Annotated in this window: 11 protein-coding genes; 1 reads left to right on the top strand and 10 read right to left on the bottom strand. The window is 63.6% G+C overall.

The annotated features are described in order from the left end of the window. Positions 1 to 17 precede the first annotated feature (17 nt). The 10 genes from DFP89_RS02450 to DFP89_RS02495 form a co-directional block, all read right to left on the bottom strand. On the bottom strand, positions 18 to 803 hold the full coding sequence (locus DFP89_RS02450; RefSeq protein WP_114347772.1) for a TIM barrel protein: 786 nt from the start codon (positions 801 to 803) through the stop codon (positions 18 to 20). 8 nt (positions 804 to 811) lie between these two features. Next, a complete protein-coding gene (locus DFP89_RS02455; protein WP_114347773.1) occupies positions 812 to 1,822 on the bottom strand; it encodes a Gfo/Idh/MocA family protein in 1,011 nt (336 codons plus the stop codon). An 11-nt stretch (positions 1,823 to 1,833) separates the two neighbouring features. Next, positions 1,834 to 2,733 (bottom strand): sugar phosphate isomerase/epimerase family protein, encoded by a 900-nt coding sequence (locus DFP89_RS02460; protein WP_114347774.1) that lies wholly within the window; start codon positions 2,731 to 2,733, stop codon positions 1,834 to 1,836. A gap of 37 nt (positions 2,734 to 2,770) precedes the next feature. Further along, entirely contained in the window at positions 2,771 to 3,703 is a 933-nt protein-coding gene (locus DFP89_RS02465; RefSeq protein WP_114347775.1) for a sugar ABC transporter substrate-binding protein, read from the bottom strand. A gap of 89 nt (positions 3,704 to 3,792) precedes the next feature. Then, positions 3,793 to 4,815: an ABC transporter permease gene (locus DFP89_RS02470; protein WP_114347776.1), complete on the bottom strand. Its 1,023-nt coding sequence runs from the start codon at positions 4,813 to 4,815 to the stop codon at positions 3,793 to 3,795. Between the two features lie 15 nt (positions 4,816 to 4,830). Continuing rightward, positions 4,831 to 6,360 carry a sugar ABC transporter ATP-binding protein gene (locus DFP89_RS02475; protein WP_114347777.1) on the bottom strand — a complete coding sequence of 510 codons (1,530 nt, stop codon included), beginning with the start codon at positions 6,358 to 6,360 and terminating at the stop codon, positions 4,831 to 4,833. Between the two features lie 78 nt (positions 6,361 to 6,438). Then, positions 6,439 to 7,377, bottom strand: coding sequence for a sugar ABC transporter substrate-binding protein (locus tag DFP89_RS02480; RefSeq protein WP_114347778.1), 939 nt, complete (start codon positions 7,375 to 7,377; stop codon positions 6,439 to 6,441). Between the two features lie 237 nt (positions 7,378 to 7,614). After that, positions 7,615 to 8,652, bottom strand: coding sequence for a LacI family DNA-binding transcriptional regulator (locus tag DFP89_RS02485; protein WP_114347818.1), 1,038 nt, complete (start codon positions 8,650 to 8,652; stop codon positions 7,615 to 7,617). Positions 8,653 to 8,735: 83 nt separating this feature from the next. After that, entirely contained in the window at positions 8,736 to 9,908 is a 1,173-nt protein-coding gene (locus DFP89_RS02490) for a Gfo/Idh/MocA family protein (RefSeq protein WP_114347779.1), read from the bottom strand. Beyond that, positions 9,905 to 10,855 (bottom strand): sugar phosphate isomerase/epimerase family protein, encoded by a 951-nt coding sequence (locus tag DFP89_RS02495; protein ID WP_114347780.1) that lies wholly within the window; start codon positions 10,853 to 10,855, stop codon positions 9,905 to 9,907. Before DFP89_RS02495 ends, DFP89_RS02490 begins: the two co-directional genes overlap by 4 nt. Positions 10,856 to 11,022: 167 nt before the next feature. Between DFP89_RS02495 and DFP89_RS02500 the strand changes: the two genes are divergently transcribed. After that, a complete protein-coding gene (locus DFP89_RS02500; RefSeq protein ID WP_114347781.1) occupies positions 11,023 to 12,036 on the top strand; it encodes a LacI family DNA-binding transcriptional regulator in 1,014 nt (337 codons plus the stop codon). Positions 12,037 to 12,442 lie beyond the last annotated feature (406 nt).

Raw genomic sequence — 12,442 nt, forward strand, 5'->3', positions numbered from 1 at the left:
TCAATCGGACCGGCGCGTCAAACGCTGGCCCGGATATAATCCATGCTGGCGCGCAGCGCCGCTTCGGGATCGGCCAGTTCATGCACCTCGGCCGCGAAGGGCTCAAAGCTGAACGGCCCCTCATAGCCCGCCGCCAGAAGCGCCCGGATCTGTTCGATATTTTCCAGCCGGTCGGCGTCATCGACCAGCACCCGATGCGCGTCGAGCATGTCGGCCACCGCCACCGCAGTATCCCTGACACCCGAGATATGCACCAGCCCGGTGCGGCGCGGATAGAACTGGGTCTCGCCGGCCAGATGGTGGTGGAAGGTGTCGTGCATCAGCCGGTAGGTGCCGTCATCGCCGGCCTCGGTGATCGCCGCGATGGCCTCGGCCTTGGTCCTGAGCGAGCTGATCGGGAAGCCCAGCGGCTCGACCAGCCCGGTCAGCCCGCGCTGGGTCAGGATCGGCTTCATCGCGTCCAGCGCCTCGACCACGCGCGAATGCGCGACCTTGTTGCCGTCGTTCAGCGGGCACATGACCAGCGCCTGCGCGCCGCATTCGGCGGCGTAATCGGCCATTTTCTGCGCCCGGCCGGGCAGATCGCCCGACCAGACATTGAAGGGGTAAAGCGCATTGATCGACAGGATGGTGATCCCCTGCGCGGCGGCCTCGGCCCGGACGTCACGGGCAGACATGCTGCCCATGACATCGGGGATGTCGTTGCGGATCTCGACATCCGAGACGCCAAGCCGCCGGCACACGGCGAAGAACTCGGCCAAAGGCAGCTTCGGGGCCGAAATGTGGTTGATGGCGAAACGCATGACGTCCCTCAGTTGTAAAGCGCCGGACGCGCGGGCAGCGAGATGGCGACGGCCTCGCCATCGGCCTCCTGCGCGGCCACGCAGGCATCCGAGGTGATGGCGGCGACATAGCCGTCCCAGCTGGACGGGCCGGCCGCCGTGCCCTGCGCCGCCGCCTTGATGAAGTCGTTCAGTTCGACATCGTAGCTGTCGACGAAACGGTCCTTCCAGTCGGTCAGGATCGGGTTTTGCAGTTTCGCGTCCAGACGCATCTGGATGGCCATGGGTTCGGGAAGTTTCGCGATGCCGTCCTCGCCCACGATCTCGCACTGGATGTCATAGCCGTAATGGCAGTTCACGAAGATCTCGACATCGATCAGCACACCCTTGGCGGTTTCCAGCACCACGACCTGCGGATCGCGCAGCTTGCCATGCGAACGCGCGGCCTTGCGCGGGAACAGCACGCGGGCCGAGACGTAATCGTCATTCAAGAGCCAGCGCAGCACGTCGATTTCATGGATCAAGGTGTCGTGGATCGCCATCGGGGTCAGGTAATGCTCGGGCACGGTCGGGTTGCGATGCGCGGCATGGACCATGATCGGGGCGCCGATCTGGCTGTCCACGGCGGCCTTCAGCGCCACATAACCGGCGTCATAGCGGCGCATGAAGCCGACCTGCACCAGCCGGCGGCCAAAGGCGGCCTCGGCATCGACGATGCGCTTCGCGCCGTCAGCGGTCGTGGCCAGCGGCTTTTCGCAAAAGACCGGCTTGCCGGCGGCGATGGCGGCCAGCACATAGGGTTCATGCGTGGCGCCGGTCGAGCAGACCAGGATCGCATCCACCTCGGGGGCGGCGATCAGGTCCTCGCCCTTTTCATAGACCTGAGCGGCCGGGGCCAGATCGGCCTGCACAGCGCGCGCCGCGTCGGGGTTATAGTCGCTGAGCGCGACCACCTCGGCCCCGGCCAGCACCTGCTGGATGCGCCGGGTGTGGTCGCGGCCGATCATGCCTGTGCCGATGACACCAATTCTGACGGTCATTTTCTGTTGCCTCACTTGAAGTATTTGTCAACGTAACGCTGCATTTCGCTGCGCATGAACTTGCCCGACGCATCGGCCCGGTCCTCCCACGCGAAGACGCAGGCGGTCATGATGCCGTCGAAACCGATCTCGGCCAGAGTGCCGAAGAAATCTTCCCACGGAACCTCGCCCTGCCCGATATCCAGATGCTGGTGGATGCGGGCATTGGTGCCGGGCGGGTTCAGGATATAGCGCAGGCCCGAGCTGGCCTTGTGGTTGAAGGTGTCGCCGACATGGACATGGGCCAGCACGTCGGCGGATTCGCGCAGCATCGCCTTGGTGTCGTCGCCGAAATAATAGGTATGCGGCGCGCAATAAAGGAACTTCACCCGCTTGCTGTTGACGGTGCGGATGATGTCCAGCGCGGGTTGCAGGGTCTCGCACCAGTCTTCGGGATGGGGCTCGACATGCAGGTTGATGCCTTCACGTTCAAAGATCGGGACCAGCTCCTCCATGCTGCGCCACCAGGCGTCCTCGCAGGCCTCGATCATTGAGCCGGTATGGCAGCAATAGCAGGACCCCTTGTCGGGATGCGGGCCACGGCCGAATTCGCTGTTCATCGTATCGACGCCCAGTTCCACGGCGATCTCGATGGCGCGCTTCCAGTGCTTGACGGCGGCCTGACGCTCGACCTCGTCATTGCTGGCCCAGCGATACATGGGCAGCAGGCTGGCGATGCCGACATTGGCGTCCCTGAGCGCACGCTTGAAGCTTTTCACCCGGTCGGGAAAGACGCGCGGCGCCTTGAACCATTCCAGAAAATCGGCGCGGGGGGACATTTCGATCCATTCATAGCCCAGTTCCGCCACTTTCGAGGGCAGTTCCTCAAGCGACAGATGGCGGTGCATGAAGGGATCAAGAGCGATCTTCATTGGTCATTCCTTTCGCAAGACGGACCCAGGGGGCTGCTTACTTGTAATCTTGCATGTTGGCGGCGGTGACCGGCTCGAACGGGATCCAGATATTGCCCTCGGCCTTTTCGCCCGCAGCCATCGACAGTGCCGTGGCCAGCGCCACCTCGCCCTGTTTGGTGGCGTTCTGGAAGACGGTGACGTCCAGCTCACCCGCCTCCATCACCGCCAGCCCGTCGGGGGTCGCGTCGATCCCGGCGACGACCACCTTGCCCATGTCCACGCCCGCGCCCTTCAGCGCCTGAATGGCGCCGATGGCCATTTCGTCATTGTTCGAGATGATGGCGTCGAATTCCACGCCCGAGGTCAGCCAGTTCGTGGTCAGGTCCGCGCCCTGCGTGCGGTTCCAGTTGCCGACCTGCTTGTCGATGATCTCCATCCCGGTGCAGGGCTCAGTTGCGATCACGTCCTCGATATCCTTGGTGCGGATGATCGAGGCCTCGTTTTCCAACGGCCCCATCAGCACCAGAACCTTGCCCTTGCCGCCCAGCATCTCGCAGACGGCCTTGGTCTGCATGGTGCCCGAGTCGATCTCGTTCGAGCCGACAAAGCTGGTGCCCGCGGGCATGGCGGCATGTTCGGCGGGCGGGTGGTTGACATAGACCAGCGGGATGCCGGCCTCGACCGCCAGCGCGGTCATGGCAGGCGTCGCCGCGCCATCGACCGGGTTCACCACGATGGCGTCAACGCCATTCGCGACCATGTTCTGCACCTGATTGAGCTGCTTGGCGACGTCCAGTTGCGCATCCTCGACCACCAGTTCCAGATCGGAATGCTTGGCGCCCTCGGCCCGGATGCCGTTCAGCAGGATGGTCAGGAACGGGTTGTCAAAGCTGGTCATCGACACGCCGACACGGGTTTCGGCCTGCGCGGCCCCGGCACCTAACGCAAGGGCCGCAGCACAGACGGTCAGTTTCAAAAGCTCTCTCATCGCCATGGTCCTTGATATGCGATCAGTGTTCTAGGGAATTTTCGGGGCGCGGCGTCAGGGAGGAGAACCGCCGCGCCCCAGCATCGGCATCAGGATTTCTTGCCGCGCTTTTGCTGTCTGTAGGTGTCGACGATCACGGCGACGACGATGATCACGCCCTTGATCATCTCCTGGTAATAGGCGTCCAGCCGCAGGAAGGTGAAACCCGAGATGATGACGCCAAAGATCACCATGCCGATCGAGGTGCCGATGATCGAGCCGCGCCCGCCGGTCAGCGAGGTGCCGCCGATCACCGCCATGGCGATGGCGTCCAGTTCATACATGGTGCCCATGCCGGCCTGCGCGGTCTGGCCGCGTGCAGCGACCACGATCCCGGCCAGCGCCGCCAGCGTCGCCGCAACGATGTAAAGCTTGACCAGATGCTTTTCGACATTGATGCCCGAGACGCGGGCGGCCTGCGCATTGGCGCCGATGGCATAGGTGAACTTGCCATAGCGGGTGTATTTCATCGCGACGTGAAAGATCGCCGCCACGATCAGGAAGATAAAGACCGGCATCATGCCCTGACCCAGCGCCGCATAGCTTTCGGTCGGGAAGCTGATCGGCTGGCCCTTGGTGTACCATTTCGCGAAGCCGCGCGCCGTCACCATCATGCCCAGCGTGGCGATGAAGGGCGGGATCTTGGTATAGGCAATCAGCCAGCCGTTCACGAAACCCGCCGCCGCGCCGCAGAGCAGCCCGATGGCCACCGGCACGATGACCGGCATGTCGGTGAGCGAGGGATAGACCGCGCGGGCATATTCGGACGATTGCGCGAAACTCATCGACACCATGGCGACGGCGCCCACGACCGAGCCCGAGCTCAGGTCGATCCCGCCCGAGATGATGACCTGCGTCACCCCCACGGCGATGATCCCGATGACCGAGACCTGCAGGATCATGATCTTCAGCCGGCCGAAATTGCCCAGGAACGACTGGCCCTGAAAGATCCAGCCCAGCACCTCGAAGACCAGCGCGATGCCCAGCAGCACCAGCAGGATATTGACCTCGGCCGGCATCTTGCGATGCGCCTTGGGCGCGGCCCGTTCGAAATTTGCGTCTTGCGATGTCATGTTATCTCCTCCGAATTACTTCGCCGCGAGTTCCATGACCCGCACCTGATCGGCCTCGGCACGATCCAGAAATCCGCTCACATGGCCTTCATGCATGACCATGATGCGGTCCGACATGCCCAGCACCTCGGGTAGCTCCGAGGAAATCATCAGGACGGCGACGCCCTGCCCGGCCAACTGGGTGATCAGCCGGTGAATTTCGGATTTCGCGCCGACATCGATGCCGCGCGTCGGCTCGTCCAGGATCAGGATGCGCGGCTCGGTCAAGAGCCAGCGCGCGATCAGCAGCTTTTGCTGATTGCCGCCCGACAGGTTCGCCACCGTCTCGGCAAGGTTCGGGGTCTTGACCCGCAGCTTGGCCGAATATTCCTCGGCCAGACGGTTCACCTCGCGCTGGTTGACGAAGCCGCGATTGTCGACCCGTCCGCTGGAGAGCAGCGCCACCTGAATGTTCTCGATGCAGTCGAGGTTCAGGAAACAGCCGGTTTCCTTGCGGTCCTCGGTCAGAAAGCCCATGCCAAGCGACATGGCGACGCTGGGCGCGGTGACCTGAACGGACTTGCCATCGACAAGGATCTGGCCCGAGCTCGCCGGCACCACGCCAAAGATCGCCTCGGCCACATTCGAGCGCCCCGAGCCGACCAGCCCCGCCACGCCCAGGATCTCGCCCCGGCGCAGGGTGAAGCTGACATCCTCGAAGACGCCGTCCAGCGTCAGGTTCTTGACCTCAAGGATGGTCTCGCCGATCGGGCAGTCCACCTTGGGAAACATGTCGGTGATCTCGCGCCCGACCATCATCTTGATGATGTCGTCGCGGGTCACGTCCTTGGCGTCCACCGTGGCGATGTATTTGCCGTCCCGGAATACCGTCAGCTCGTCGGCGATCTCGAACAGCTCGTTCATCTTGTGGGTGATGTAGACGATACCGACGCCCTTGGCGCGCAGGTCGCGGATGATGCGGAACAGATGCTCGACCTCGGTTTCGGTGATGGCCGAAGTCGGCTCGTCCATGATCAGCACGTCGGAATGAAAGCTGACCGCCTTGGCGATCTCGACCATCTGCTTTTGCGCCACCGTCAGGTCGCCCACCATGCCCGCCGGGTCCAGACGGATGTTCAGATCGTCAAACAGCGCCTGCGTCATGCGCGCCATCTCGCCGTGATTGATCAGACCAAGCCCGTTCTTGGGTTCGCGTCCGATCCAGATGTTTTCGGCCACCGTCATCGTGTTCATCAGGTTCAGTTCCTGATGGATCATGGCGATGCCGGAATTCAGCGCATCCAGCGGCGTGCGGATATCCAGCTTGCGCCCGGCGAAACGCACCTCGCCCCGGTCGGGGTTATAGACGCCGGCGATGATCTTCATCAGCGTGGACTTGCCCGCGCCGTTCTCGCCCATCAGGGCATGAACTGAGCCGGGGCGGATCTTCAGCTGCACGTCGTCAAGCGCGACAACGCCGGGGAATTCCTTGCGGACATTGTCCACTTCCAGGATGAATTCGCCCTCGAACACGCCGCGCGCATTCGCACCTTGGCCGTCAAGCATGGTCCTCTCCCTCCCATTTTGCCGGGGTCGGCGGGTATCCGGGGCCGCGCGCGGCCCCGGATGCCGTGATTTTGCGTCTTACTTCTTGTAATCCGCGAGGTTCGCCGGGGTGACCAGCTCGAAGGGCACGAAGACCTTCTGTTCGGTCGCCTCGCCACGGGCGAGCTTCAGCGCGGTATCGACCGCGCCGCCGCCCTGACCGGCGGCGTTCTGGAACACGGTCACGTCCAGATCGCCCGCCTCCATCGCGGCCAGCGCGTCGGCGGTGGCATCAACGCCGCCCACGATCATATCGTCCATCGAGATGCCGGCGGTCTTCAGCGCCTGAATGGCGCCGATGGCCATCTCGTCATTGTTCGAGACCACGGCGTCAAATTGCAGCCCGGCCGACAGCCAGTTGGTCATCAGGTCGGCGCCTTTGGTGCGCGACCATTCGGCGGTCTGCTCTTCGACCACCTTCATGAACTTGCAGTCGTCGGTCGCGATCACGTCATGCACGTCCTGGGTGCGCATCCGCGCGGCCTGGTTCGACAATTCGCCCATCATGATGACGATATTGGCGCCCTCGCCCTTGCCCTTTTCCTTGAGCAGGCGGCAGACTTCCTGCGCTTCCAGCGTGCCGGATTCCTTTTCGTCCGAGGCCACGAAGGCCTGCTTCTCGGGCAGGCTGTCGAGGTTCACCGGCTGGCGGTTGACATAGACCAGCGGGATGCCGGCATCGGCGGCGGCCTGCGACATGGCGACGGTGGCGTCGGTATCGACCGGGTTCACGATGATCGCATCCACGCCCGAGGCGACAAAGTTCTGGATCTGGTTCAGCTGCTTGCCGACATCGTTCTGGGCGTCCTCGATCTGGAGCGTCACGCCCTCGAGGCCGTTGGCATGGTCCTGCATGCCGTTGCGCAGCACGGTCAGGAAGTTGTCGTCGAACAGCGCCATCGAAACGCCGATATTCTCGGCCGAGGCCGTTCCGGCGATGCCCACGGCCAGAGCGGTCGTGATCATGAATTTTTTCATTCTGGGTCTCCTCCTCTGTCGGCGTCCGGCGGCGCCATTATGTGCCGGAACCTGCTGCGGGACAGACCTCTGCTGTCCGCCGGCAGCGGTTGTCGTGATCCTGTAGGTTCGCGCAATTTGGCGTCGGCTCCTCGTCCGGACGCAACGTCACGATTCCCGATCTGCGGCCTTGGGTCAATCGTTTCGCGCGCCGGATTCCATCATCCATGATGGGTTCTGACCGAAGCAATGATGTAATCACCTCATGAACTCGCTTTCCGGGGTCCAGACCTCGCTGGGGAAGAAACGCTGGCCCGGCGTTTCGGCCATGCCCTTTTCGGAAGTGGCGATCATCAGCGCGATCAGATCGGCGGCAAGCTGGCGCACGGGCGTGCCCAGCACCACGCTGATGGTCTGGTCCTGCAGGCCCGATTGCGATTCCGGGGTCAGCTCATTGACGATCAGCACCACGCGCGACGCGGCCTGCGCCTCGCGCACGGCCTGAATGGCCCCCTCCATGCCGCCGCCGGCGACATAAAGCCCGACCAGATCGGGATGGCGCGCCAGAAGGTTGCTGGTCGCCTCATAGGTCAGTTGCCGGGTTTCCAGATTGATCTGCGTGTCCAGCAGCCGGAAATCCGGCGCGGCGTCGCGGAAAAAGCTGCGAAAGCCGGTTTCGCGAAGTTCGTGCCCGTGAAAGCGCGGCCCGCCCACGAACAGCCCGACCTTGCCGGGCTGGCGCGCCAGTTTCGAGATGAACCAGCCCGCGATCCGCCCGACTTTCAGGTTGTTGGTGCCGAAATAGCTTTCCCGCACCCCTTGGGCGAAATCCGACAGCAGCGCATAGACCGGCATGCCGCCGCCGCGCAGGGTCTGCACCGCCTGCGTGACCAGGTGATGGTCAAGCCCGGTCGCCGCCACCGCATCGACGCGGCCCTTGAAGGACAAAAGGATCTCGGCCAGTTCCTCGGGGCGGGCGGTTTCGGCGAAACGCGCGGTGATCTGGACGCGGCGCAGCATGCAGGCGCGGGCCTGCGCCTCGAAGATGCGCAGGACATCCTGATAAAAGGCGTGGCGCGGCTTTTGCAGCACCAGCCCCAGCCGGAATTCGGGCTTGTCGGCCAGAAGCCGGTAACGGATGATATTGGCGCCGTGATAGCCGATGGCCTCGGCGGCATCATGGACGCGGCGCACGGTTTCCTCGCGCACGTTCTGGCGCCCGTTCAGGACACGGTCGACGGTCGCGGTGCTGACGCCCGCGGCTTTGGCAAGATCGATGATGGTCGGGCGGCTCATGGGCGGATTCGCATTATGGGAATGATGCAAACCTATCATTCCCATGATGTGCCGCGACATGTTTTCCGCACCGATCTGCATGGTCAGCTATAATCCACCCAGACGCCGCCCTGATCGGCCGAGCGCACGCAGTTCTCGACCCAGCGCACGCCCTCGATCCCGGCCTCGATGCCGGGATAGCGCAGATCCGCCACGCGATCCGGCGCGCCCTCGTCCAGCGCCTCGATGACAAGGGCGAAGCGGTAGTAGAGATTGGCCCAGGCCTCGAAGAGCCCCTCGGGATGGCCGCCACTGATGCGGTCATCGCCCGAGGTTTCGGGGTGCAGATAACCCATGCCGCGATCGAGCAGCCGGGGCGGCTCGCCCTGAATTTCAAGGCTCAGCTGGTTCGGATGCTCGTCCCACCATTCGATCGAGGCCTTTGATCCGACGATCCGCACCTTCTGGCTGTGCATGGCGCCGGCATTCACCGCCGAGGTCCAGAGCGTGCCGAAGGCCCCGCCCTCATATTCCATCAGCGTGACGGCATTGTCCTCAAGCGGCGCGCGCGAGGCGATGAAGCTTTGCCGCGCGCACATCAGGCGGCGGATCTTCAGCTCTGGGCAAATCACCTCGGCCAGATACAGCGGATGCGTGGCCAGATCGCCCAGCACATAGGAGGGGCCGGCGAACTTCGGATCGACGCGCCAGCGGATCGCGGGATTGGCGTCCTCGACCGCCTCGTTGTGGAAGCCATGGGCGAATTGCAGGTTGACCAGCCGGATCTCGCCCAGCGTGCCGTCGGCGACCAGCCGGGCGGCCTCTTCGATCATCTGATAGCCGGAATAGCCATAGGTCACGCCGACGAGCAGGTTCCGTTCCTCGGCGATGCGCTGCAAATCCAGCGCTTCGGCGGTGGTGAAGGTCAGGGGCTTTTCGCAGATGACATGGATGCCAGCCTCAAGCGCGGCTTTGGAGATTTCGTAATGGGTGTTATTGGGCGTGGCGATGGACACGGCGCGGATGCCGTCGGGGCGCGCGGATTCGGCCGCGAATATCGCCTTGTAATCGGCATAGCAGCGGTCGGGGTCCAGCCCCAGCTCGACCCCGAAGGCGCGGCCACGCGCCGCGTCCAGATCGAAGGCCCCGGCGACCAGCTGGAAATAGCGGTCGCGTTCGGCGGCCGAGCGGTGGATATAGCCGATCTGGCTGCCCTTGCCGCCGCCGACCATGGCCCAGCGGATGGCCGCTTTCGTCTGACGTTCGCCGTTGATCATGCTGCTGTTTCCGTGCTTGCGTGGACAAAGCCCACTGATTTCAGATAGTCGCGCGAGGCTTTGACATCAGCCAGCGAGCCGCTCGCATTGCGGGGGTCGCGTTCCTGCTCGACCGTGATGAAGCCGCCATAGCCGCGTTCGGTCAGAAAGGCGTGGATGGCGGGATAGTCGATCACACCGCGCCCGATGGGGCACATGACGCCAAGGGCGCAGGCCTCGAAAAAGCGGATGCGGCGGGACATGACATCGGCATAGGTTGCCGCGTCGATATCCTTGAAATGGATATAGTCGATGCGGTCCCACCATTGGCTGAGCACCGTCAGCGGGTCCATGCCGGCGTAAAGGCTGTGACCGGTATCGATGCAGAACCCGGCTTCGCCCGCAGGCACGTCGGCAGCAATGCGGGCGATCTCGTCGGCAAATTCGATATGGCCGCCAGCATGGGGATGAATGACGGCGCGCACGCCATATCCGTCGCGCGCCAAGGTGGCGATGGCGCGGATATTGGCGACCATGCCGGCCCATGCGGCAGCGTCCAGACGCGGCGCGCGGTCGGAATGGCCGGCGGCATAGTCACGCTCGTCGTGCCCCCAGTCCATGACCGTCAGATAAGGCGCGGCAAATCGCTGGCCGGGGGCACGCGGGGGCTTGGGCAATCGGGTGATCAGCGCGCAGATCTCGTGCGTCTGGCGCAGAAGATTGTCGCGGTTTTTAGGGTTCACAAGGTCGTCGAAGATGGTGCCCGCGACGATGTAAAGGCCGCGTGTCCGCAGCGCCTCCGAGACCGTCGCGACCTCAAGCGGCATATAGCCATAGGGGCCCAGCTCCAGCCCGGCATAGCCGGCGGCGGCCACCTCATCCAACACCAGCCGCCAGTCAGGCAGATGCGGATTGGCAATATCATCCACGCCCCAGCAACAGGGCGCGGTGGTCACCACCATAGACATGTGAGCTTTCTCCCCCGGGGGCCTGTGCGCGCCCCGCTGACCAAGCGATAGCGCCGGGTCTGGGAGGATGCCATCGAAGTTTTGATGGAATTCCATCAAATCGGGATGCGGCCCGGCCCCGCCCATGCTAGGCTGGTCTGGCACAGGGACGGCACGGCAGGAGAGCGATGGGCAGGAAACCGACCTTGGCCGATGTCGCGCGGCATGCGGGCCTGTCTCCGGCGACCGTGGACCGGGTCATCAACCATCGCGGCGGAGTCAATGCCGCCAAGGAAGAGCGCGTCTTGCGCGCCGCGCGCGAGCTGGGGCTGGACCGGCGGCTGGACCATACCCATCGCCAGATCCGCCGCATCACGGTGATGATCCAGCCCCCCGAGAACCCCTTTCACGCCGAGTTGCGCAAGGGCATCGACGCCGCCCGCAAGCTGGTCGCGGCGCTGAATATCCAGATCGCCGTGGTCCAGACCCGCATCGACCAGCCGCAGGACACCGCGCGCCGCATCCTTGCCCTGCCCGGCCAGACCGATGGGCTGATCATCGCGGCGCAGGACCGCCCCGAGATCGCCTCGGCGCTGATGGCAATCCGGGCCGAGGTGCCCGTCATCACCATCGTCACCGATATCGAGGCCTCGGGCCGGTTGGCCTATATCGGCCCCGATGACGAGCGCTCGGGCCGGATCGCCGCCGATCTGATGGGGCTGTTTCTGGGCGAGCAGGGCGGCGAGATCCTGATCGTCGCCGGGCATTTCGATCTGGCCGGACAACGGGCGCGGGCACGGGGCTTTGAAAGCCTGCTTTCCGCCCGCCACTCCGCCTGCCGCATCGCGCGCGTGGTCGAGACCGGCGAGGATTTCGACATCACCGCCGCCCGCGTTCACGAGGCGCTGTCGGAAAACCCGGGTATCCGCGGCATCTATCACCTGTCGGTGGGCACGGTCGGCATCGTCGATGCCATCGACCGGCTGGGCCGTCAGGGCAAAGTCCATGTCATCACCCATGAGCTGACCCCGAACCGCCGCCGGCTGCTGCGCCAGCGCCGGTTGCATGCGATACTGGATCAGGACCCGCAACTGGGCACGCGCCTGGCGGTCGAGGCCTTGGCGCGCCATTTCGGCCGGCTTGAAGGGGCGGTCAGCTCGATCCAGACCGCCGTGCAGATTTTCATGCCGGAGAGTCTGTAAGTGTGGACGCCCGATCCAAAGCGCACTACAAATTATGCAAAATCTAAAATATCAAAACACACCCAACGCCTCTTTCAGACTGCCCATCAGACACACCTTCATCCTCGGCACCGTGCGATACGCACAGCAAAGCCCCACATCACTGATAAAATTAAGTAAAATATAAATACTCACCCCGTCACAAAACCCTTACTCCCACAGGAGAGCGCAGCAGCTGATATCCATACACCTCGAATCTTTTCATTTACCACTTCCGCAGCCAATAGAGTTACGAAAGCCAAGAATGACCAAGCATAGCGAAATTCACATACTAGGTGGTGTTGACAAAAGGGATTCACAGGGTGGCCTGATCGTGATTCAAGCTGGTACCTGCAATGGAGACCAGATTGGCACGAGACCTGATGTC

It is taken from the genome of Paracoccus lutimaris, assembly GCF_003337565.1.
Taxonomy (GTDB): Bacteria; Pseudomonadota; Alphaproteobacteria; order Rhodobacterales; family Rhodobacteraceae; genus Paracoccus; species Paracoccus lutimaris.